The organism is Staphylococcus sp. HMSC055C03, assembly GCF_001809385.1.
GTDB classification, from domain to species: Bacteria; Bacillota; Bacilli; order Staphylococcales; family Staphylococcaceae; genus Staphylococcus; species Staphylococcus simulans.
Map to the genome: position 1 here is coordinate 177,235 of NZ_KV797514.1, position 24,551 is coordinate 201,785.

At 35.6% G+C, this 24,551-nt stretch carries 21 protein-coding genes; 4 read left to right on the top strand and 17 right to left on the bottom strand.

Annotated elements, in window-relative coordinates:
• The first annotated feature begins 139 nt into the window (after positions 1-139).
• Complete coding sequence (locus HMPREF2603_RS11245) at positions 140-1,045, top strand: biosynthetic peptidoglycan transglycosylase (RefSeq protein WP_060804813.1); 906 nt, start codon at positions 140-142, stop codon at positions 1,043-1,045.
• A 52-nt stretch (positions 1,046-1,097) separates the two neighbouring features.
• Here HMPREF2603_RS11245 and HMPREF2603_RS11250 read toward each other — a convergent pair whose 3' ends face one another.
• Together HMPREF2603_RS11250 and acsA are read right to left on the bottom strand one after the other, a co-directional pair.
• On the bottom strand, positions 1,098-2,765 hold the full coding sequence (locus tag HMPREF2603_RS11250) for a formate--tetrahydrofolate ligase (RefSeq protein WP_023015981.1): 1,668 nt from the start codon (positions 2,763-2,765) through the stop codon (positions 1,098-1,100).
• Positions 2,766-3,135: 370 nt separating this feature from the next.
• Complete coding sequence (gene acsA / locus HMPREF2603_RS11255) at positions 3,136-4,848, bottom strand: acetate--CoA ligase (protein ID WP_002481207.1); 1,713 nt, start codon at positions 4,846-4,848, stop codon at positions 3,136-3,138.
• 212 nt (positions 4,849-5,060) lie between these two features.
• On the opposite strand from acsA, the gene HMPREF2603_RS11260 reads away from it, so the two are divergent.
• Together HMPREF2603_RS11260 and HMPREF2603_RS11265 are read left to right on the top strand one after the other, a co-directional pair.
• The gene (locus HMPREF2603_RS11260; RefSeq protein WP_002481208.1) at positions 5,061-5,693 is read left to right on the top strand and encodes a GNAT family N-acetyltransferase; all 633 of its coding nucleotides are present in this window, start codon (positions 5,061-5,063) and stop codon (positions 5,691-5,693) included.
• Positions 5,694-5,705: 12 nt separating this feature from the next.
• Positions 5,706-6,860 carry an acetoin utilization protein AcuC gene (locus HMPREF2603_RS11265; RefSeq protein WP_060804814.1) on the top strand — a complete coding sequence of 385 codons (1,155 nt, stop codon included), beginning with the start codon at positions 5,706-5,708 and terminating at the stop codon, positions 6,858-6,860.
• A 73-nt stretch (positions 6,861-6,933) separates the two neighbouring features.
• On the opposite strand, the gene ccpA is transcribed toward HMPREF2603_RS11265, so the two are convergent.
• The 10 genes from ccpA to HMPREF2603_RS11315 all read right to left on the bottom strand — a co-directional run bounded on the left by ccpA (position 6,934) and on the right by HMPREF2603_RS11315 (position 19,145).
• Positions 6,934-7,923, bottom strand: coding sequence for a catabolite control protein A (gene ccpA / locus HMPREF2603_RS11270; RefSeq protein WP_002481210.1), 990 nt, complete (start codon positions 7,921-7,923; stop codon positions 6,934-6,936).
• Positions 7,924-8,132: 209 nt separating this feature from the next.
• On the bottom strand, positions 8,133-9,224 hold the full coding sequence (locus HMPREF2603_RS11275) for a bifunctional 3-deoxy-7-phosphoheptulonate synthase/chorismate mutase (RefSeq protein WP_031262773.1): 1,092 nt from the start codon (positions 9,222-9,224) through the stop codon (positions 8,133-8,135).
• Between the two features lie 234 nt (positions 9,225-9,458).
• The gene (locus tag HMPREF2603_RS11280; RefSeq protein ID WP_060804815.1) at positions 9,459-10,622 is read right to left on the bottom strand and encodes a hypothetical protein; all 1,164 of its coding nucleotides are present in this window, start codon (positions 10,620-10,622) and stop codon (positions 9,459-9,461) included.
• Positions 10,623-10,758: 136 nt separating this feature from the next.
• Positions 10,759-11,199 carry a DUF948 domain-containing protein gene (locus tag HMPREF2603_RS11285; RefSeq protein WP_002481213.1) on the bottom strand — a complete coding sequence of 147 codons (441 nt, stop codon included), beginning with the start codon at positions 11,197-11,199 and terminating at the stop codon, positions 10,759-10,761.
• A gap of 70 nt (positions 11,200-11,269) precedes the next feature.
• Entirely contained in the window at positions 11,270-12,583 is a 1,314-nt protein-coding gene (gene murC, locus HMPREF2603_RS11290; protein WP_002481214.1) for a UDP-N-acetylmuramate--L-alanine ligase, read from the bottom strand.
• Positions 12,584-12,601: 18 nt separating this feature from the next.
• Complete coding sequence (locus HMPREF2603_RS11295; protein WP_060804816.1) at positions 12,602-16,141, bottom strand: DNA translocase FtsK; 3,540 nt, start codon at positions 16,139-16,141, stop codon at positions 12,602-12,604.
• 23 nt (positions 16,142-16,164) lie between these two features.
• Entirely contained in the window at positions 16,165-16,764 is a 600-nt protein-coding gene (gene ytpR / locus HMPREF2603_RS11300) for a YtpR family tRNA-binding protein (RefSeq protein ID WP_060804817.1), read from the bottom strand.
• Between the two features lie 12 nt (positions 16,765-16,776).
• Positions 16,777-17,643: a DUF1444 domain-containing protein gene (locus HMPREF2603_RS11305; protein ID WP_002481217.1), complete on the bottom strand. Its 867-nt coding sequence runs from the start codon at positions 17,641-17,643 to the stop codon at positions 16,777-16,779.
• Between the two features lie 92 nt (positions 17,644-17,735).
• Positions 17,736-18,044 carry a thioredoxin family protein gene (locus tag HMPREF2603_RS11310; RefSeq protein WP_002481218.1) on the bottom strand — a complete coding sequence of 103 codons (309 nt, stop codon included), beginning with the start codon at positions 18,042-18,044 and terminating at the stop codon, positions 17,736-17,738.
• A 24-nt stretch (positions 18,045-18,068) separates the two neighbouring features.
• Entirely contained in the window at positions 18,069-19,145 is a 1,077-nt protein-coding gene (locus HMPREF2603_RS11315; protein WP_060804818.1) for a M42 family metallopeptidase, read from the bottom strand.
• A gap of 83 nt (positions 19,146-19,228) precedes the next feature.
• Here HMPREF2603_RS11315 and HMPREF2603_RS11320 point away from each other — a divergent pair, with 83 nt between their 5' ends.
• Positions 19,229-19,540, top strand: a complete 312-nt coding sequence (locus tag HMPREF2603_RS11320) for a hypothetical protein (protein ID WP_002481220.1) — start codon at positions 19,229-19,231, stop codon at positions 19,538-19,540.
• A 78-nt stretch (positions 19,541-19,618) separates the two neighbouring features.
• On the opposite strand, the gene HMPREF2603_RS11325 is transcribed toward HMPREF2603_RS11320, so the two are convergent.
• The 5 genes from HMPREF2603_RS11325 to pepV all read right to left on the bottom strand — a co-directional run bounded on the left by HMPREF2603_RS11325 (position 19,619) and on the right by pepV (position 24,530).
• Positions 19,619-20,449: a YtnP family quorum-quenching lactonase gene (locus HMPREF2603_RS11325; RefSeq protein ID WP_057509792.1), complete on the bottom strand. Its 831-nt coding sequence runs from the start codon at positions 20,447-20,449 to the stop codon at positions 19,619-19,621.
• A 104-nt stretch (positions 20,450-20,553) separates the two neighbouring features.
• Entirely contained in the window at positions 20,554-21,192 is a 639-nt protein-coding gene (gene trmB / locus HMPREF2603_RS11330; RefSeq protein ID WP_060804819.1) for a tRNA (guanosine(46)-N7)-methyltransferase TrmB, read from the bottom strand.
• A 13-nt stretch (positions 21,193-21,205) separates the two neighbouring features.
• On the bottom strand, positions 21,206-21,997 hold the full coding sequence (locus tag HMPREF2603_RS11335; protein WP_023015987.1) for a phosphotransferase family protein: 792 nt from the start codon (positions 21,995-21,997) through the stop codon (positions 21,206-21,208).
• Between the two features lie 266 nt (positions 21,998-22,263).
• Complete coding sequence (gene dat, locus HMPREF2603_RS11340) at positions 22,264-23,112, bottom strand: D-amino-acid transaminase (protein WP_023015988.1); 849 nt, start codon at positions 23,110-23,112, stop codon at positions 22,264-22,266.
• A 2-nt stretch (positions 23,113-23,114) separates the two neighbouring features.
• Positions 23,115-24,530 (bottom strand): dipeptidase PepV, encoded by a 1,416-nt coding sequence (pepV, locus tag HMPREF2603_RS11345; protein ID WP_060804820.1) that lies wholly within the window; start codon positions 24,528-24,530, stop codon positions 23,115-23,117.
• Between the last annotated feature and the right edge of the window lie 21 nt (positions 24,531-24,551).

The following is a 24,551-nucleotide window of genomic DNA, read 5'->3' on the forward strand; positions in this document are numbered from 1 at the left end:
CAGTTCTCTGAAAACAATCAAATGAGTTACTTTTCCTTATCCAAAACATATTAATTTGTATTCATTATAATCAACTGTTTTTTAAAAGTCAACTTGAATTCAATTATGCTATACTATGTTTAATTAACGGAGGCGAAACATGAAACCATTCAAACTTAATGCACCCTTAGCTTCTACCCCGCTTCGTATCTTTGAACAATGGTATAAGCGGATTAAATATTCTTTTGTTTGGCTGTTCATTATTATTTTGCTGACTTTGAGTTTAGCAACCGGTTTATTAGTCGGTTTCTTTATGAGTATGACAGCGCAGTCAGAAAATATTACAGATACAGAATTACGTGAGGCAGTACTGAATGTACCTGGTGATGAACAAGTCAATTATGCTAAAAAGGATTTCTTATCACAATATGATGAATCACAAAACCCATTGTTAGTTGGACCGAAAAGCGTGAATGCTTTAATACCTAAAGCTTTAATAGCTTCTGAAGATTCACTGTATTATAAACATGATGGAATCTTACCTAAGGCATTACTGAGAGCTATTTATCAAGATATATTTGAAACAGAGGTCTCTTCAGGCGGCAGTACCATTACCCAACAAGTGATTAAGAATCAGGTGTTGAATAATGATAAGACCTATAACCGTAAAGCAAATGAAATTGTATTGGCACTCAAACTTGAACGGATTATGACTAAAGAAGAAATCTTATATACGTATTTGAACATCGTTCCTTTTGGACGTGATTATAATGGCGACAACATTACAGGTATTGGATCCGCTTCATTTAGTTTATTCGGGAAACCGCCAAGTGATGTGAATTTGCCGGAAGCGACTTATCTTGTCGGATTAGTTCAAAGTCCTTATTATTACACACCTTATGAAGCAGACGGCACACTTAAACCTAAAGATGAACTCGAAATCGGCTTACAGCGCCAACATTATGTACTATGGCGTATGAGAGTAGAAGGATTGATTTCTGAATCTACGTATGAAAAAGCAGAAAAATATAATATAGAAGCACATTTAATGACAAAAAGACCCTGAAGTCATGAGTAATATACTCACACTTCAGGGCCTGTTTTAGTTATAGCTTAAATTAGAATAAACCTTTCGCATGGCCGTCTTCTGTAACGTCCATATTTAATGCAGCTGGTTTCTTAGGTAAGCCAGGCATTGTCATAATCGCACCTGTTAAAGCAACGATAAAGCCAGCACCTGTTTTAGCTTGTAATTCTCTGATTGTGATTTCGAAATCATCAGGCGCACCTAATAAATCTTTATCATCTGAGAATGAATATTGTGTTTTAGCCATACATACTGGGTAATTATCCCAACCGTTATCTTTAATTTGTTTCAATTGTTTTTGTGCTTTGCTTGTAAATGTTACTTTTTTACCGCCATAGATGTTTTTAACAATTTTTTCGATTTTTTGTTCAATTGGTTCATCAAGTTCATAAGTATTTTTGAAATCATGTTTTTCATTTAATACTTCTTTCACTTGTTCAGCTAATTCAATGCCGCCTTTGCCGCCTTTTTCCCAAACTTCAGTTAAGGCAATACGTACATTGTTTTCTTTTGCCCAGTCTTCAACTACTTTAGTTTCAGCATCTGTATCTGCTACGAATGCATTTAATGCTACGACTGGTTCTACACCGAATGAACGGATGTTTTTGATATGACGTGCTAAGTTTTCTAAACCGTCTTTAACTGCTTGAACATTTTCTTCTTTCAAGTCATCTTTTGCTACGCCGCCATGCATTTTCAATGCACGGATTGTCGCAACAACTACAGCAGCACTTGGTTCGAATCCTGCTTTACGTGATTTGATGTTCATGAATTTTTCAGCACCTAAGTCTGAACCGAATCCAGCTTCAGTCACCACAACATCAGCTAGTTTACGTGCTGTTTCAGTTGCAAGAATTGAGTTACAACCATGTGCAATATTTGCGAATGGCCCACCGTGAATTAATGCTGGTGTACCTTCGATTGATTGCACTAAGTTAGGTTTGATTGCGTCTTTAAGAATCATCGCAATTGCACCTTCAACTTCTAAATCAGCAACCGTAACTGGTTTGCGATCACGTGTATATGCAACTGTAATGTTAGCGATACTTTCTTTTAAGTCTTTCAAGCCAGTGCTTAGGCAAAGAATCGCCATAATTTCAGATGCTACTGTGATGTTGAATCCATCTTCACGCGGAACACCTTGTGTTGGTCCACCAAGACCTACTACAACTTGTCTTAACGCACGGTCGTTCATGTCTAACACACGTTTCCATTCGATACGACGTTGGTCAATGCCTAACGCATTACCTTGATGGATGTGGTTATCAATAAATGCTGATAACGCGTTGTTTGCTGTTGTAATCGCATGGAAGTCACCGTTGAAGTGTAAGTTGATATCTTCCATTGGTAATACTTGTGCGTAACCGCCGCCAGTTGCGCCACCTTTAATACCGAATACTGGACCTAATGCTGGCTCACGTAATGCCATAATGACATTATCTCCTAATTCATGGAAGGCATCTGCTAAACCAACAGTTACAGTTGATTTACCTTCACCAGCTGGTGTTGGACTCATTGCAGTAACAAGAACAACTTTCCCTTTGTCCCCATTGTCTTTTAATTGGTTAATGTCAATTTTAGCTTTATAGTGACCATATGGTTCTAAAGCATCTTCCGAAATACCAATCTTTTCTGCAATGTCTTTAATTGGTTGTAATGTAGCTTGATTCGCGATATCCAAATCTGATAAATGACTCAATTCATTCAGCCCCTTATTTAGTAATTGAATTACAGTCTCAGCAACCATCCGTTCACTTTATTTACCACGTACTTTTATGCCCTCAACGCTTTTAAAATACGTTTAGATAAATGCAGTAAATAGAGACTTGCTTCAACTGTTTTTAAAACCTTTTACATCATTCATCATATCGAAATATACATTTATTGTCGAACATATTCATCATTAATTTTTAAGTATTCTTACTTTTATGGTAATATTACAAAAATAGATGATAAAATTTTATGTAAAACCTTTATTTTGCAATAATGAAAGCGATACCAAAACATTGATTTTATTTTGATATCGCTCATATGATCAACCTATTTTATTGTTAGTTTTTTATATACAATTAGTCTTCCATTGTACTTAAATCACCTTCAGGAAGATCAAGTTCCCAAGCTTTTAATACACGTCTCATAATTTTACCTGAACGTGTTTTCGGTAATTTATCTTTGAATTCAATTTCTCTTGGTGCAGCGTGCGCAGATAAACCGTGTTTGACGAATGTTCTGATATCTTCTTTCAATTCATCATCTGGTTCATAGCCATGATTTAAAGCAACGAATGCTTTAATAATTTCACCACGTACTGGGTCTGGTTTACCAATAACACCTGCTTCTGCGACTGCAGGATGTTCCACTAATTTAGATTCCACTTCGAATGGTCCGACACGTTCACCAGCAGTCATAATCACATCATCAACACGACCTTGGAACCAGAAGTATCCATCTTCATCTTGATATGCTGAATCTCCTGATACATACCAATCACCAATAAAGTAAGAATCATACTTTTCTTGGTTTTTCCAAATTTTACGCATCATAGATGGCCAGCCTTTTTTAATGGCTAAGTTACCCATTCGATTCGGTGGTAACTCATTACCTTGGTCATCCACAATAGCCGCTTCAATACCAGGTAATGGTTTACCCATAGAACCTAGTTTTACATCCATAGAAGGATAGTTGACAATCATATGACCGCCTGTTTCTGTCATCCACCAAGTATCTAAAACAGTGTGTTCTAATACTTCTTTTGCCCATTTAATTACTTCTGGGTTTAATGGTTCACCTACAGAATACACTTCTCTTAATGATGATAAATCGTATTTCTTCACAACGTCGTCTCCTGCACTCATTAACATACGTAACGCTGTCGGTGCTGTATACCAAATTGTGACTTTAAATTCTTCAATCATGCCATACCATGCTTCAGGAGAGAAACGTCCCCCAGCAATACAGTTTGTCACACCGTTTAGCCAAGGTGCGAAAATACCGTATGAAGTACCAGTTACCCAACCTGGGTCTGCTGTACACCAATAAATATCGTCTTCTTGTAAATCAAGAACATATTTACCTGAAATATAGTGTACAATCATGGCATCTTGAACATGTAACACACCTTTAGGTTGTCCTGTAGAGCCAGAAGTATAATGTAAAATCAAACCGTCTTCACGATCTAACCATTCGATATCAAATGAATCGCTAGCATCTTCCATTTCTTGTTGAAAATCTACGTATTCATCGTCTACCCCATCATTATCGACGATGACAATTTTCTCTAAGTTTGGTAAGTCGTCTTTTGGAATTCGATCTACTAAATCTTTCGTTGTTACAATTACTTTCGCATCACTATTATCTAAACGGTCAGCGACTGCTTTTTCCATAAATGCTTCAAATAATGGTCCGACAATCGCACCAATTTTTAAAATACCAAAGAACGCAAAGTATAACTCTGGTGTTCTTGGCATAAAGATAAAGACACGATCCCCTTTTTCTACTTGCGCTTTATCTTTTAGTACGTTTGCGGCTTTATTCGATAATTGCTGCATTTCTTTATAAGTATAACTTTCTTTACGTTTGGCATCTTTGTAGTTTAAGGCCACTTTATCCCCTAGACCATTATCTACGTGACGATCAATACATTCATACGCCATATTGATCTTTCCTGTTTCATACCATGAAAAAGCTTTTTCTACGTCTTTCCAATCAAAGTTCTGATACGTTTCGTCATAGTTTTGAAGGTTATAATTACCTTCTCCCCCTTTATAAATATCAACTTTCATTTGAATTGCCCCCTTTGTTTGAAATCGCTTTCAAAAACCATTATACAAAAATCATAGTAAATTTTCAAAAATAATTGCGATAATTCTGATTTGTGTGTAAATTTATGTTAAAACCATTATAATTAAATTAATACGTGGAAACATATCATTTTAGTGAAAAAGTAAATTTTAGCACTCTCATCTTAGGAGAATATGAAAAAGGATGTGGCAAGATGGAACATGTCAAAACGTATGTAAAACAAACATACACACGTCACGATACAACTTATGTTATTGAAGGTCCTGTACCACGTAAACAACTTGAACAAATGGATTACGATGATGGTTTGGATGCATTTAGAAGACCTATCGAACAATTTGAAGCGATTCAAGAAATTAGTGAATTGCCAGAAGGTCGTATTTACGTCTTACGACATGAAAACACCATTGTCGGATATGTCACTTATCATTATCCTGATCCATTAGAACGTTGGTCTACAGGCAACCTGCCCTATTTAATTGAGCTTGGTGCCGTTGAAATAGCCTTACCGCATCGCGGTACAGGATTAGGTAATGAACTCATTAAAACAAGCTTAAGTGAAGATGAATTTGAAGATTATATTGTGTTAACAACTGAGTACTATTGGCACTGGGATTTGAAAAACTCTAAATTAGATGTCTACGAATATAAAAAATTAATGCAGAAGTTGATGTCTCATGGGGGTTTAGAGATTTTCGCAACTGATGATCCTGAAATTACAGGACATCCAGCAAACTGTTTAATGGCAAGAATCGGTGCACGTATCACATTAGACCAGATGGAGGCGTTTGATGATATACGTTTTATGAACCGCTTCTTCTACTAAAGGGGAGATTTTATGAGTCAAAACAAAAAACAAACGGGGTATGTTTATTCAAATCAATTAATGCGCTATCGGTTCAGTAATGAACATCCTTTTAATCAAATGCGCTTAAAATTGACGACTGAACTGTTAATCGATGCAGGATTACTGAGTTCAAGTCAAATTATTACACCGAGAATCGCCACAGATGAAGAATTAACACTTATACATTCTTATGACTACGTAAATGCGATTAAACACGCTTCTCGTGGAATTTTAAGTGAGGTAGAATCCAAAAAATATGGTTTTGCGAACGAAGATACATCACAGTTTAAACATATGCATCAACATAGTGCACGTATTGTAGGCGGTGCTTTAAAACTTGCTGATATGATTGTTCAAGGAGAAGTTAAAAACGGATGTCATTTAGGCGGAGGATTACATCATGCATTGCCAGGCCGCGCAAATGGCTTCTGTATTTACAATGATATCGCCATTACCGCTAAATACTTATCTGAACGCTATAACATGAAAGTGATGATTATAGATACAGATGCACATCATGGGGACGGTGTGCAATGGAGCTTCTATACACAAAATGAAATTCTGAATTATTCCATTCATGAAACGGGTAAATTTTTATTTCCAGGTTCAGGTCATTATACAGAACGCGGCAAAGAACAAGGTTTCAGTTATTCTGTCAATGTTCCGCTTGAACCTTATACAGAAGATGATTCATATATTGATTGTTTTAAACGCACTGTCACACCTGTTGTTAAATCATTCAAACCTGATATTATTTTAAGTGTACATGGTGTTGATATTCACTATCTCGATCCACTTACTCATATGAATTGTACTTTAGATTCACTCTATGCTATTCCCTATTATATTAAAGCGTTGGCAGATGAATATACAGATGGGAAAGTCATGATGTTCGGTGGCGGTGGATATAACATTTGGCGCGTTGTTCCAAGAGCTTGGAGTCATGTCTTCTTGAGTTTGATGGATGTGCCGATTCAACATGGAGATTTACCGAAAGAATGGGTAGAAAAATGGCGAACTTATACGCCGACTGATTTGCCAACGACTTGGGAGGATAAACGTCTAGATTATATGGAAATTCCACGTACTGCAGAAATTACTGCTAAGAACTTAAAACATGCGAACCAGGTTGCGAGTTGGTTCTGATTAAATGAAGGAAAATAAAAAAGTCTGGAGGAAAGTAATGTGACTTTCTTTCAGACTTTTAAATTTATACATCTTATTTTGTTGTACCGCGATACTCTATACGATATGGTAAAATGACCGTTGAATCTTCAATCGTTTCATTATTCATATATTTAGTAAGTAAACGCATACCTACTGCACCGATGTCATAAAGCGGTTGAATGACACTTGATAGTTGCGGACGTACCATTTCAACTAAACGTGTATTATTAAAGCTTACAATTTGTAAATCAGATGGAATGTTGATATTCGCATCTTCAGCAGCATGGACAATACCAATAGCTTGTTCATCACTGATAGATAAAATTGCATCTGGTTGATACGCTTTAATATCTTCAAAAGCTTTAATACCATCGCGATATGTTTCTTTACCTCTGAAAGTCAGATTATCTTCTAAAGATAAACCATGTGATGCTAGTGTATCTCTTAAACTAGATAACACATCGTTTTCTGCTTTTTCAGAGTTATTGCCGCCAACAAAGGCAAAGCGTTTTGCGCCAGAATTGATTAAATGATTAGTCACTTCTTCAGCAGCTTGTTTATAGTCGATATTTACAGAAGCAACTGTATTATCATCATCACTTGTTCCTGAAACTACAACAGGTACAGAAGAGTTTTCAATTAAACTTTCCAATTCTGCATCGAGTGTTCCGCCTAAGAAAATAATACCATCTACTTGTTTGCTAAGTAGATTGTTAAAAATTTCTTTAGCTTTTTCTAAATCATTGTCAGAGTTAGAAATAATTGAATGATATTTATACATCGTTGCAATATCTTCTAACCCTCTTGCGAGTTGAGAATAGTATACATTCGAGATATCTGGAATAATTACCCCGACTGTTGTTGTTTTTTTACTTGCTAACCCTCGTGCAACAGCATTAGGTCTGTAGTTAAGCTTTTTGATGACTGCATTTACTTTATCTCTAGTTTCTGGTTTGACATTTTGGTTGCCATTTACCACACGAGAAACAGTTGCCATGGAAACACGCGCTTCTCTTGCAACATCATAAATAGTAACGGTCATAATATCACCCTTTCTGAAAGCGTTTCAAACACTATTATAGTAAGTTTTCACAACATTTTCAAAGTGTACCATAATTTGTCACAAACTCAAAACAAAACTTTCTGCTGTCACTGTTTTGTCACACATATGATGTTTTGCAAAACACAAAAAAGCCCTTTAAATCAAAGGTTTGAATACTTTAATTTAAAAGGCTTTCAATTAACTATATATTAGCGTAATTGCTTGCTATCGTACATATCAGCAAGTGGTTTTAGCTCATCATAGAATTTGTTGAATTGTTCAATATCCATTTGTTGTCCGCTATCACTTAATGCAACAGCTGGATCAGGATGTACTTCTGCCATAACACCATCTGCACCTACTGCTAAAGCTGCTTTAGCTGTTGGAAGCATAATATCTTTTCTTCCTGTACTATGTGTTACGTCTACCATTACTGGTAAGTGTGTACCTTGTTTAAGAATCGGTACTGCTGAGATATCTAAAGTATTACGTGTTGCTTTTTCGTATGTTCTTATACCACGTTCACATAAGATAATATTTTGGTTACCTTGTGATGCAATATATTCTGCTGCGAAAATGAACTCTTCAATTGTCGCAGATAAACCACGTTTTAATAAAATTGGTTTGTTTGTACGTCCTGCTTCTTTTAATAATTCGAAGTTTTGCATGTTACGTGCACCAATTTGGAACACATCTAGGTAATCATCTGCCAATTCTAAATCAGCTGGTGTTACGATTTCACTTACAACATTTAAATTATATTTATCTTTAACGTTTTTAAGAATTTTCAATCCTTCTAATCCTAGACCTTGGAAGTCATAAGGAGAAGTACGTGGTTTGAAAGCACCGCCACGGATGAATTTTAATCCTTTACTTTGTAAGTCTTGAGCAACTGCATCGACTTGTTCTTGTGATTCTACTGAACATGGACCGAAAATGAATGACTTGTTGCCATCACCAATAACTCCACCATTGTCAAAGCGTACAATTGTATCTTCTGCTTTTAATTTTCTTGAAACAATTAAATGTTTTTCACGATCAGATTTTTGTAAGTCAGTGGATGCTTTAAATATTTCTTTGAATAATTGTTTAATTACATTATCGTTAAATGGACCATTATTTTTTTCGATTAAAGCATTCAACATTACTTTTTCACGTTCAGGATCATAAACCTTAGTACCTTGTTTACGCTTTTCATCCCCTATTTTCTGTGCTAACTTACCACGTTCTACTAGTAAGTCTAAAATCTTTTCATTAATGTCTTGAATTTCATTTCTGTACTGTTCTAACTTATTCATTATTTGGTCACCTCTATGTAATTTTTGCATCCAATTTATCACGCTTTAAAGCGATAAAAATATTGAATTTAACAGTTATTCTAGCAAGAACTTTATCATTAATCAAGAGGAAAAGCGAAATAAATCGAATTGTTTCGATTATTATTAATTTTCTCACAATTCCTTAACTAGATTTAACCAAAAGTAAAAAAGAAAATCAACCTCAAAAAGAATAAGGTTGATTTCTTTTAGGTACAATTAGTCATTGAATGTTTTCTTTTCAATTTTCTTCGTAGTTGTTTCACCTTTTGGTTGTGTCTTTGTAGTGTTATTCGTTGTTTTCTTATTCGCTGGTGTTACACTAGGTTTCTTTGTTGATTTGTTTGCAGCTGATTTTGTTGTCTTTGTTGTTGTTTTTTGTGTCGTTGTTTTGTTTCCTTTTGCTGCTGGTTTTTGTGTTGTTGTTTTTGTAGTTTTTGTCGCATCTTTCGGTGAAGTAGCTTTCGCTGTCTGCTTAGTTGTTGATGCATTTTTCTTAGGTGTGTTTGTCGTTTTAGTTGTTTCTGTTTTCGTTGTTTTTGTATCATTAACAGTCTTAGATTCTACTTTACCTGAAGCTTCTGGTGTTTTGTGTGCTTCTGAATGATTAGCAGTTGCTTTATCATGCGTAATAACACCTTTATTGAATGAAGCTTTCTCATGTGTTTGTGCTGTACGTTTTTCAGCATCTGCAGGTTTTGCTGCTTTAGCATCCGCAGCTTTTTTGCTTCCTACTGCTGTTGTTGCAGCTGCAACTGTAACTAATACTGGAACTGTTTTAAAACCACTTGATTTTACTGGTTTAGCTTCAAATAGTTCAGCTACTTTAGTTGCTACTGTATTATCATTTTCAATTAATTTAGCTTTTTCTTTCGCTGCTAATGCATTTCCTGTTGCTGTAAATTCATGGAAAGGCACTGTATCTGGTTGTGAAGATTTTAAAGGATTGTTGTCTGTTTGAACATCTTGAGCTTGCGGAGAAACATTTGCTAAATCATGTGCTGCTGCTTCATTACGAATTGCTTCACGTTGCGCTCGTAATGCTTTTGGATCTGTTTCTTGTTCATCATTGTTGAATTTTTGTTTTACATCAGATTTAAGCTGTTGTGCTTTATCTTTAATATCTTGAATTTGACTTTGTGCATTTGCTTTAAGCGCATCTGTCTGTGCAGACACTTTTTCTTTCACTGATGGTTTCTTTGCTTCTGCTGGTTGATTTTGCTTTTCAAGTTGTTTACGTTTTTTCACTTGATTAATCACAAAACCACCTGCTGTACCAATAAATATTCCTGCGATGAACCCATAAACGAAATCTTTACGGACAGTATCAGACATAGCTTCAACTTCGTAAATTTCTAATCTAGCTTCGTCGTTCTTTCTCATGTATTTGCCTCCTATAAAGTAAAAGCACTTAAACAAAGTTGATTCAACCTCATTTAAGTGCAGTTAGTACGTCTTATAATTGATAATGTAGCCTACAGATGAGGTACACAGTTCCAGTTAGAACTGCATTTAACCATTATCCTCTGTAGTTTGCACTTTCTCTACGTTGTTTTCTGTATTGCCATTTATCAGCAATTTCCATCGCAACGTTTGACCATTGGATGACTTGTGAAATTTTATCTTCGTTTTGAGAAATATTATGTGCAATTGAGTTAGTTACTCGGTCCACTGATCCATCTAAATCTTGGATAGAGTCACCGATACCTTTTACTCCATCAACTACAGAATTTAAGCGGTCCACTTTATCTTGAATATCTTCAGTTAAGCGGTTTGCTTTATGAAGTAAATCTGTTGATTCTCTTGTAATCCCTTGAATTTGTCCTTCAATTCCATCAAGAGTCTTAGCCACGTAGTCTAAGTTTTTCTTAACAGATAAAAGAACAACTACAATTCCGATTACTAATACTAAAAATGCTATAGCTGCAATTAGACCTGCTATAGGTAAAATCCAGTCCATTAAAAACGCCTCCTAAATTGCTTATGTCTTATTTTTACTTAATACCCATACATATTTTAACATAAACATATTAAAATTCATTAATTACTCCGTGATTGTCTAAATAGGCACGTTCAACTTTTTGAATATCCCCTGCACCCATAAATAAAATCACAGCATCTTCATATGATTTCAATATATTTACATTTTTTTCACCGATTAATTGCGCACCTGGAATGCGATCAATTAAATCTTGAATTGTCAAACTGCCTTCATGTTCACGGATAGATCCGAAAATATCACATAAGAAGACACGGTCTGCTTTATTCAAGCTTTCAGCAAACTCATTCAAGAACGCTTTTGTTCTAGAATACGTATGCGGTTGAAAGACAGCGATAACCTCTTTATGCGGGTATTTTTTACGTGCTGTCTCAATTGTAGCATTAATTTCGCGCGGATGGTGGGCATAATCGTCAACAATTACTTGATTATGTACTTTTGTTTCATTAAATCTACGTTTCACTCCGCCGAATGTTTCTAACGCTTCTTTAATATTTTTTACATCAAGACCTTCTAAATGACAAACCATAATAACCGCAAGTGTATTTAAAATATTATGATCCCCGTATTGCGGTGATAAGAAATGGTCGAAGAATTTACCGTCAATGTACACGTCAAACGATGTACCATGTTCTGTAATTTGAAGGTTATCAGCATAAATATCTTCATCTTTTTCTAATCCATAGTAATAAACAGGAACATCTGCTTTAATTTTTCTTAAATGGTCATCTTTACCCCATGCGATAATTGCTTTTTTGACATTATGCGCCATTTCTTGGAACGCACTTGTAACGTCATCAATATCTTTAAAATAATCAGGATGATCAAAGTCGATGTTCGTCATAATCGCATAATCCGGATGATAACTTAAAAAGTGACGTCTATATTCACATGCTTCAAATGCAAAATATTCACTTTGAGGAATACCTAAACCTGTGCCATCACCAATTAAGAAAGAAGTTCTTTTATCTCCATTCATTACATGTGATAAAAGGCCTGTTGTAGATGTTTTGCCGTGTGCACCTGTCACAGCTACAGACGTATACTGCTCAATGACATGGCCTAAGAATGTAGGATAATCAATAATTTCTAATCCTAATTCTTTTGCGCGGACAATTTCTTCATGTTCATCTGAAAAGGCGTTTCCTTGAATAACAACCATGCCTTTTTGAATATTGTCTGGGTTAAATGGCAAAATTTTAACCCCTTTATTTCTTAATGCATCTTCTGTAAACACATATTGGTCGATGTCGGAGCCCTGAACTTCATGGCCTAAATCATGCATAATTTGCGCCAATGAACTCATACCAGAGCCTTTAATACCGACAAAATGATAGTGTGTCATACTTAAACTCCTTCTTTCTTATTCCTCATTTATTTCAGCTGCAGTCAAATAAACTTCTCTTGGTTTCGAACCGTTCGAACCTGAAATATAACCCAACGCTTCAAGTTGGTCAACAATTCGTGCAGCTCTATTGTAACCAATTTGGAAATGACGCTGAATGAGTGATGTTGAGATATTGCCCTCTGCAACCATAAATCGACATACATCATCAAACAACTCATCTTTAGGTTGTGCTTTTGTTTGTTTTAACAATTCTTTTTCTTCAAATAAATATTCCGGTTCACGTTGTGCCTTAATAAAATCGACAACTGCATCGATTTCTTTATCAGACACAAAGCTGCCTTGAACGCGAATTGGTTTATTCATACCATTACCAAGATACAACATATCTCCGTAACCAAGTAAGCGTTCTGCACCGCCGCTATCTAATATAGTTCTTGAATCCACACTAGATGATACCATAAATGCGATACGAGTTGGAATATTCGCTTTGATTAATCCTGTAATAACGTTTACAGATGGACGTTGTGTTGCTACAAGCATATGAATACCGCATGCACGTGCTTTTTGTGCAATTCTCGCAATAGATTGCTCTACATCTTGCGGTGCCATCATCATTAAGTCTGCAAGCTCGTCGATTACAATGACAATTTTAGGCAAACGTTGCTCGTATGAAGCTTTTTTATTGAAAGCTGTAATATTTCGCACATGATATTGCGCAAATAATTTATAACGTCTTTCCATTTCATCAACAGCCCACTTCAAGCTTTGTGTTGCTGCTTTGACATCTGTAATCACAGGTGATACTAAATGCGGTAAACCATTGTATGGTGCTAACTCTACCATTTTCGGATCAATCAGCAAGAGTTTCAACTCTTCTGGATGATTTTTATATAATAGTGAAAGTAATATGCTGTTGATACAAACAGATTTACCTGAACCCGTAGCCCCTGCTATCAGTGCGTGTGGCGTTTTCGCAATATCCATTAATAACGGTTCATTATTGATGCGATTACCCATCGCAACTGTTAATTTAGATTCTGCATTCTTAAATTGAGGACTCTCAATAATAGATTTTAAGTTCACTTTTGTTGGCGATATATTTGGTACTTCTATACCTACTAAACTTGTACCTGGAATCGGTGCCTCAATTCGAATATCTTTGGCGGCTAAAGCCATTTTCAAATCATCATGTAATGCAGTGATTCTAGAAACTTTTACCCCTTTTTCAACAGATAATTCAAAACGTGTCACACTAGGTCCTTCTGTAACATTCTTAACCTCTGCAGGTACATTGAAGTAATAAAATGCATCATTCAACTCTTCTTTTTTCTCATCTATCCACTCTTGGTCAACTTCATGTACTTCTGGTTCATCTAATAAATCTAGACTTGGCAGTTTTAAATTAGGCCCTTTTCGAATACCTTCGTGATGTGCTTGAACAGGTTCCTTTTGTGCAGTTACAGGTTGCTTAACTTCCTCTTGTGCATTAGATTGTGTCGTTTTTGCTGTCTGTACACTTGTTGTGATATGTCCTTGTTCAGCTTTTGGTTGATCAGAGTTTTGATTTTCATATTGTGATGATTGTGGTTCACTGTCGTCATGAGTCGAAACTTCAGTCGTTTGTGAAACCACGCTTTGTTCAGGCTCTGAAGAAACCGCAGAACCACTTGTTTGTGTTTTTGAAGTTTGTGCAGCTTTACGTTTTTGTGCATCCATCATACGACGTTTGTCTGATGGTGTCATCATCACATTGAACGGCTTAGCACCTTTACGAATTGGACGAGAAATTTTCGGTTGTTCAGTTTTAACTTCTTCTGCCTCTGCTTTATTTTCTTCTTGTTCTTCATTATTAGAGTCAGGTGTAGAAACTTTTTCATTAGTTTCTTCTTGTTCAACTGATTCTTCTTGTTCCTCTTTTATTTCTGTTTTTGACTCTTCTTTTTCTGCATCATCAGATTTTGGTTGATCTGGTTTCAATTGAGGTTCAAGGCTCGATTTTGCTTTTTCTTCTGTGACTTCTTCTTTAGTCTCATCAGTTTTCGTTGCCTCTGATTTAGATGTATTACTATCTGGTGCTAACACAGGTTCTTGAACCTCCGTAGAATTATCTTCTTGTAGTTCATCCTGTTCATCTTCAGGTTCTTCTGATGTTTCTTGTACTGGTTCTGATTCCTGTTCGTCAGTACTTTCATGCATTTCAGTTCCATTTACAGGTTCTTCTGGTACTTCTTCCTGTTCACTTTCAACTGGTTCTTCTTCATCTTCAATTTCGGTATATTGTGCTTCAGAAACTTCTGGTAAAGGCTCAGGAGACTCTGTTAGATTTTCTGTCTCAGATTGAGGTGATTCTGATTCAAGTTGTTGTGTTTCTTCAGGAGCATCTTCTACAACTTTAACGTCTTGTTCGTCTAATTGATGCATGTCTTGAACTTGGTTTAAATCTACTTCTTCATAGTCAAAGTCGTTTTGTGGTTGTGTTGACGTTTCTTCAGACGTTTCTGTTTGTATGTGTTCTGAGGTAGGTTGTTGTGTTTCTTCGCCTTCTTGGTCTTCAGCAGCTCTGGCTTCTTTTTCTTTTTCAAAGCCATTTTCTTGGAAGACTGGATCTTCTACATACTGTTTGGCTTGTTCAGCATACATTTCATCAATAGCCTTTTGAATTGAGCTGACATCTTCTTGTTCACGTTTTTGTTGAAGTGCTTCTTTGAATTTTTTGCGTTGTAACACTTTTCGTTCGCGTTCACGTCGAATTTCTTCAACAATTTGTGAAGCATAAATATTATTAATATTAATTGTATTATCCGCTTTAGAATAATTAGGTGTTTGTTTCACTTGGTGTTGTGAATCTTTAGAAGACAGTTGTTCTGTTTCATTTTTTGTGTCTTCGGATTCTCTTGTTTCAACTTCATGTGCTTTTGAAGCTTGTTTACGTGAACCATTTAATGGATCTGTCGGTATTTTTTCTTGTTGCTTTTTAGGTTCTTCAGTAACACCCTCTGAACGTTGAATAACACCATTTTCTAAAGGATGACGTTTTTTCGTACCGAAAATAGCTGAAGGTACTTCTTCAGCTCTGAATTCACCACTTTTATAATAAATATCTTTCGTATCATAGCGTGTCGAATAATTCTGTACACGTCTATTTTGATGTTCTCTTTGATGCGTTTGTTCTGGAGCACGTTCTTTTGATTCTGATTGCTTACGTGTGTTGCGTGAAGAACGAAATGATGGTGTATCGTCATCATAAAACGTACGTCTTCTTCTATGACGACGGTCTGGTTTTTGATACGAAGAAGTTTCAACAAATTCTTCTGACTCATAAGTTGGTTCAGAATGATTGGATTCTGAATCTGATTCTGTTTGTTGGTCAGAATCATTCACATGAAGTGGAAATCTAAAATTACCTTTTGGACGTTCGTAAATATCATTATTTTCTGGTAGTAATGCATGACGACGACGTTCTTTTTCTTCTAATTTTTGTCTGCGCTGACTATATTTTCTTTGATAAACTTCTTCTTCGTCTTCATCACTAAACAATTTATCAAACCAGTTCATAATGTCACTTCCTTCCAATCACTTTATTCTTCGAAAAATGGTTGTCCTGTTTGGTAATCCTCAGATAATACCATAATTCCTTTTTCTTGCGGTGCGTTCGGTAAATTTAATTCTTTCATTGAGCAAACCATACTGCTTGATGGTACACCACGTAATTCAGCATCTTTAATAACCATACCGCTAGGCATTACAGCGCCTACTTTTGCGACTACAACCTTTTGATCTGCTTCAACATTTGGCGCACCACATACAATTTGTAATGTTTCATTTCCAACATCTACTTGTAAAATGCTTAATTTATCCGCATTTGGATGTTTTTCTTTAGTTTTAACATAACCTACTACAAATTTTGGTGATAAGTCAGAATCTAATTGATCGTCAATACCTGATTCTTTTAAGACGTTTTGTAAACCATCTAATAATTCTGGTGTAAGTTTAATATGTCCATTACCTTCGATTGGTAAATGCTTAGAAGCATTGAAGATATTATATCCTACAGCTTTACCATCTAACGTAATTCTCACTACGTCACCATGTGTTGTATAGTCGAACTCTCCTTCAGCAGGTTCTACTTGTAAGAATGCTACATCTCCTACGCCGTTTAAGTTGTAAAATAAATTCATTATCTATTCTCCTTATTTCTTATCGTTTTTCTTTTGATTTTTTACTGTGCTCAATTCTTGGACCACATTTGGACTCTTATCTTTTTTGTTTTTATTATTTTTAGCCAAGATAAAGATAGGTTCTAAGTGGCCATTATCGTATCCGAATGATAGCGATGTAATTGGTACAAGACCTTTCGTGAAGAATTCCATGGTTAAATGAGCCATCACATCGTAACCCGTTTTATTTCTGATATCTGCCACAACTAAAACATCTTGATGCGGAACAGCTACTAACATTTCACCTTCACAGTTTTCTTCAAATTGATTTAATAATGGCGTGTTTAAAATTCTACTCGCATCGTACCCATCATTCGTATTAATAAAATAGAACAGATTGCCTTTAACTTCATCTGTTTTGTATGGGTTATCTAATTTTCTGATATTGAATAATGCCATTTCTTTAATTTGTTGTGCAGTCACATTTAATTGTTTCAGCATTGATTCGTCAATGAGTCGATAAGACTTTCCTAAATCTAATGCATAATAGATATTTGTTTCTGCTGTATGTGCATCAATCACAAACGGATGCCCCTCTTTAGTTTCCTTATCGAAACTTGCTGCACGCATCACTGGCATCACTTTGATATTGTCCATTTGTTGCAGTGCATCATCACTCATTTGTTGAATTGTTTCATTGACATAGTAAACAATCTCATCAACAATTTTTTCTTGTTGATCGTTATATTTCGCGACGATGGGTGTTAATCTAATCGTTACACCTTTACCATTATCTTTACGTGCAATGCGCAAGGTATCTTCTTCTCTATTAAATGTAAAATTAACATCTAAATGATTTAAACGTTCTTTTAGTTTATCTCTCATTTGAAAGACATTCATATTAACACTCCTAATTACATACCTTTTTATAGTTTACCGTAAAAATACCCTTAGGAACAGAAAAAATGTGAATTTCCTAAGGGTATTTTTATTTAAATATTCGTAATAAATTCGCTGATTTGTTCAATCGTTTTTCTATCTTTGCTGACATAACTTCCGACTTGTTCACCGTTCTCGTAAACTAAAAAGCTTGGAATCCCCATAATTCCTAAGTCCGCTGCTAAATCAATAAATTTATCGCGATCTACTGACACAAATGTATAGTCCGGATGTTTTTCTTCTAATTCAGGAAGTCTCGGTGCGATAAAACGACAATCTACGCACCAATCTGCTGTAAACATAAATACAGTTTTACCTTGTTTAAGTTGTTCAAACGCTTCTACTGATTCTAATTGTTTCATATTTATCCACTTCTTTCTTCTTATTTATGAATATTGTAAATGTGCAATGGTTTCATCATCTAATCCTAAAATAGATACTTCAAGTAATGCTCTTGCTGAATAATAGTCTCTGATATCAAATACTGAATCGGAGCTATGAATATAGCGTGCACAAACACCAATGACTGCAGTTGGGATACCTATGTTCGCTTTGTGAATCTCTCCTCCATCAGTGCCGCCTGGTGAAATATAATATTGTGTATTAATATCATGTTGTTGTGCTTGTTCTAATAAATAATCTCTGAATGCTGGTTTAAGAATCATGGTTCCATCTTTAATACGGATTAATGTTCCTGCTCCCAGTTTACCAGAAAGTTGTTGTACACCTTTCATATCGTTAGCTGGTGAACAATCGACTACAAATGCTACATCTGGATCAATTTGTTCTGCAGCTGCACGTGCACCTCTTAAACCGACTTCTTCTTGGACATTTGCACCTACATATAAATCAACATCTAGTTCTTTGTCTTTAAATAATTTTAAAATTTCAATCGCTAATAAACAACCATAACGATTATCCCATGCTTTACCCGCAAAACGATGTTCAGATAATTGAATTAAAGAGGTATCAGGAACAATTGAATCTCCAATCTCTACACCACGTGCTCTGACTTCATCTGCAGAGTCACTACCGATGTCTAACATTAAATCTTTAATTTGCGGTTGACCTTCATTACCTGTTCTGAAATGTTTAGGAATGCTTGCAACAACACCTGTAATAATTTCTTGTTGTCTTGTTTTGACTTTTAAACGTTGACCTTGCCATATATCTGCAGCAACGCCGCCTAAGTTCGTAAAGTGCAGCATACCATTTGATGTAATGTCAGTAATCATAAAACCGACTTCATCCATATGTGCTGCTACCATCACTTTTTTCGCATTTTCTTTTTTAGATTTTTTTACCGCGTAAAATCCACCCATACGGTTATAGATGAACTCGTCAGCGTATGGTTCCATTTCTTTTTTTATGTACGCTCTTAAATCTTGTTCAAAACCTGGTGCACCATGAAATTCTGTTAAAGCTTTAATATGTTGTAATGTTTCATTTTTCGCAATTTCCACTGTTCATCGCTCCTTAATAATTCATTATCCTCCTAATGTTATGGTAGAATATTGTTATAACGTAAGTGGAGGTATAAATTGAGATGTCTCGAAGAAAAATTTTGTTATTGATAGTATTACCAATCACAGTTTTATTGAGTAGTTTACTAGCTTACCTCACATTTTTAGGCACTAAAAAGTATAACCCGCAAAAGTTAATTGAAGAAGTGAAAAGCTACTTTATGAACGTGACAGGGTCATACATTGTCTCAGAACCTCAACCATTCGAACAAGACGGTATTCATTATGAAATATACCGTGGCGGTGTTACAACTAAAAACCACGGCAAAATCAGTAATTATGAATTTATCGCCGATGCGACAAATGGTAAAATCATTAACATAAAAGAAGTTTAATGATATTGGTATGCATACTTATTCTAACAATGTTTCCGTATAACGGAGACATTGTTTTTTTGTTGCATTTGTTTTAAGTTATTGATTTCTTTTTATTTCTGCTTTGATAGAATGATCTTCTTTATCAAATTTAAGCGCAAAGTATGACGCATCATGATAAAACAAGAACCAATAATCCTGCATAATCAACCAAGGCAGCCATCTTTCTTTCTCTCTGATTGATTGCATTGGATAATCATCATATGATGTTACCCATAATGGGTTCATATGCGCATGTGAAGGAAAAATATCTGCCATATGGACTGCTTTTTCTCCATCACTTTCAATAGTAATTATACTGTGTCCAAAACTATGGCCACCCGTATGATACATATGAACACCTGGCACAACCTCAATCTCATCTTCAAATAAAATTAAATGCTTTTGATAATCACCGAGATTAAGTTCAGGCCAATATGTTGCTTTACTGCGTAGATTAGGTGCTAAAAATTCATGCCATTCATCTTGTTGTATATAATGAACTGCATTAGGGAATTTCGCATGACCTTCTACATCAGATAAACCTGAAGCGTGATCATAATGCATATGGGTCATCAAGACAATATCAATGTCCTCTGATGTTAAACCGAGCTTTTGCAGCCCTTCTTCAATTAATCCTTCATTTTCAACACCAAAGTTACGTTTTTGTTTTTCAGTAAGCTTACCTTCACCTAAACCTGTATCAATCAAGATATTGTGTTCTTCTGTTTGAACTAAAATCGGAGATACACTCATGGGTACTTGGTTCTTTTCATTTGCTGGTATTTTTCTATCCCATAAGGGTTTCGGAACTGGACCGAACATTGTGCCTCCGTCCATGTGCGTCATACCACCGTTCAAATCATGGATTTTAAATTTTCCTAGTTTCAAAAGCCTCACCCTAACGTTCAGATATATAACTAAGTATAGGTTGATATAGACATATTTTCAAACTTTAGAAACGCAAAAAAACTGCATTCTATTGAATGCAGTGATTAATGATGAAACTTTGCTTCCATTCGGTAAATACGTGAACCTTTATCCGCAAACTTTCTTTCATATTCAGTTTCAATATTATCCTCATCATCTTCATCATGAAGATTGAGATTAATCTTAGTAAAATACATACCAAACTGAGACATACTTTCTAAACTATAAGCAAATAATCCTCGATTATCAGTCTTGAAATGGATTTCTCCATCTTCTTTCAAAATCGTTTTATATAATGCAAGGAACGTGTGATACGTTAGTCTTCGCTTCGCATGTCGTTTTTTCGGCCAAGGATCAGAAAAATTTAAATAAACACGATCAATTTCGCCAGGTTTAAAGTAATCAGTTAATTCCATTGCATCATTACAAATTAGTTTGATATTCTGCAAATCCTTTTCCAACACTTTATCTAACACACGAATCATCACGTTTTTATCTCTTTCTAAAGAGACAAAGTTGACTTCAGGATGTTGTACAGCGAGTTCTGTAATAAACTGCCCCATTCCAGAACCGACTTCAATATAAATCGGTTGTGATTTATCGAACCATGCTGACATCTCGCCAGCATGCGTTCCATCCATATCTACAACTGTATTATGTTTGCGCAAATAATCCTCTGCCCAAGGTTTATTTCTTAATCTCATTTGCTTATTCTCCTCAAATAAATACGTTGCTGTTCATCACTTCATTTAAAAATTTCAGCCATATATTCATATCTTTATAACGTTTCTGTTCTTCAGACCACTCTACAAGACCAATCGCTTGAATAACGGTATACCATTTCATTCTTTTACTTAAATCTAATGATTCTTTGCAACCATATTTTTCAAGCCATTCTGACCACTCATTTTGAGGAACGTAATTGTAAAGCAGCATTCCGATATCGATGGCAGGATCTGCTAACATTGCACCTTCCCAGTCGACTAAATAAAGTTCATCACGATCAGATAGCAACCAATTATTATGATTTACATCTCCATGAACGACTGTATAAAAGCGAGGGTCCAAATGAGGTTTATGCTCTTCAAGATACGTCAAGGCTTTTCTGACTACATGGTGCGTCAGTACCTGTCTGGAAAGCGAGGTATTGATTTTATTGTATAGAATATCTGGTGTTATAGGTTCCATTTCCATTCTTTTCAACATGGTCAATAATGTTTTTGAGCTATGAATTTTTTTCAATAACTTAGCCACTCTTGTCTGAGTCATTTCTTCGAAAGTTAATTCTCTGCCATTTTTCCAATGTTGCGCTGTGACAACTTCCCCTGTTTCTATTCGTTTTGTCCAAACTAATTTAGGGACAATACCTTCAGCTGATAATGCCGCTATAAATGGATTAGAATTTCTTTTCAAAAATAGCTTTTGACCATCTTGTTCGGCCATATAAGCCTCTCCGGATGCGCCTCCAGCAGAATCTAAAGTCCATCCTAACTGATAGAACTGCTCCAACACGTTCACCTCGCTTTCAATTAGAAAATGGCTCTAGAAATGTATTTCAAGAGCCATATTTTATATTTCTTTAAAAAGTTTAATACTTTTACGTCCTTAGCACTCATTGTTAATTTTATAATTTTTAACCTTGGTTTTCAACCAAAAATGAGAAACAAAAAGACACATTTTACTTTCTAGAAAGCTATTGAAAATAATTAAATTTTCAGTAGCGACAAAATAAAATTATAACACATTTTCAAGGTAAGTTGGAGAAAATCATGCAATTAATGACTTTCCTCAATTTTTTGTTCGAAGCCTTTTTGTAATTGGCGAGTAATTGGGCCGACTTCACCATTGCCGACCGCTTCACCATCCAATTTAATTACAGGCATCACTTCAACAGACGTACTAGAGACAATAATTTCATCTGCTTGTTTTAAGAAATCCACTGTAAACGTTTCTTCTTTAAATGGGATTTCTTGTTCTTCAGCAACTGCTTTAATAACTCGTCTCGTAATACCATTCAAAATATAATTATTCGTAGGATGTGTATAAACAACACCGTCTTTAATTGCGTAAACGTTACTTGAAGCTCCTTCAGTAACTGTTTCGCCACGATGTTGGATTGCTTCATCAGCGTTATATTTCACAGCGTATTCTTTCGCAAGCACGTTGCCTAATAAATTTAAGCTTTTGATATCACATCTTAACCAACGAATATCTTCTACAGTAACAGCATTGATACCATTTTCTAGTTTTTCCACAGGTCTGCCGTAGCTTCTTGTAAATGCCATCATCTGAGGTTTAACATCTGGTCCAGGGAATGCATGATCTCTTGGTGCTGCACCACGAGTAACTTGGATATACACCCCACCATTTTCAACATTATTTACTTCTGCAAGTTTTTTTACTTTGTCAGTTAGTGATTCTATTGTTTCATCTAAATCAATATTTAATTCTGACGCACTTCGTAAAAATCTTTCAAAGTGTTCTTTTACAGTAAATAATGTATTGTCATAAATACGAATGTATTCGTAAATACCGTCACCAAAGTTATAACCTCTGTCATTGTATGGTACATTTGCATCCTGTTCATCTACAAATTGGCCGTTCAAAAATACCTTGTTTGTCATACTCATTCCTCCACACATAATGCGTATAGCGCTTCTAAATAAATGCTAGTAGCATTGAAAAGTTGTTTTTTCGTAATATATTCATTTCTTTGATGCATTAAGTCCTCTGAGTCGCTGAACATTGCTCCGAATGCTACGCCTTTATCTAGATTACGTGCATAAGTACCTCCGCCAATTGTATAAGGCTCAGTCATGTCACCTGTTTGATTACGATAAGCTTGAACTAATGATTGTACAAATGGATCTTCTTTATCTACATAGTGCGGACGTTGAACTTTCCCAAGTTTAAGTTCGAATCCTAAATCATTCACTTCATGCTTGAATCCTTCAATTGCTTCATCAAATTCAAATCCCTCTGGATAACGTAAGTTCACACCGAATCTTCCGCCTTCAGGCAATGTATATGAAATAATACCGATATTTGTTGTTAAGTCTCCCATTTTATCAGTATGGAATTTCATACCCATTTTTTCACCGAAGTGAGATTCGAATAAGTAACGTTCACTTAAATCAACGAATTTAGCTGCTTGAGTATCTAATTCTAATCCACGTAAGAAGTGGAGTAAGAACAAGCCGGCATTTAAACCGATAGATGGGTCCATACCATGAACCGCTTTACCTTTTAATCGTAAAACCAGCTTATCGTCTTCTAATTCACTGTTACCTACAAGTTCATGTGCTTCTAGATATTGTTGGTAACGTTCTGTTACTTCTGAATTGTTATTTTTAACTTTGAGATGTGCAATTGCTTCATCTGGAACCATGTTATAGCGTTGTCCAGACTCAAATGATAATAGTGTAACTTCTGAATTTGTATCAGTAGAATCTTTTGCTTCGCCAGCTAATTCAATATCGAATGTTGTAATACCTTTTTCACCATGGATTGCAGGGAATTCTGCATCAGGTGCAAAGCCTAGTTCAGGCATTTCTTCTGTTTTGAAATAACGCTCTACACAAGTCCAGTCTGATTCTTCATCTGTGCCAATGATAATGTGTACACGTTTTTTCCAGTCTACATTCATTTCATTTAAGATTTTAACCGCATAGTACGCAGCAATTGTTGGACCTTTATCATCCAATGTACCACGTGCAATAATTGCATCTTCAGTTACAGTCGGTTCAAACGGTGGTGTATCCCAACCTTCACCTGCAGGTACCACGTCAACATGACAAAGAATGCCGAATAAGTCTTCACCTTTACCTGCTTCAATTCTTCCTGCAACATGATCGACATCGTGGACATTAAATCCGTCACGTTCTGCAATTTGATACATATAATCAAGCGCAGCTCTAGGACCTGGACCTAGCGGTGCATCAGGTGTAGCTTTGCTATCATCTCTGACACTTTCAATTGAAAGTAAGCCGTTTAAATCAGCAATAATTTGATCTTGGTATTCTTGCACTTTTTCTTTCCACATTCGTGATCAACTTCCTTCTCA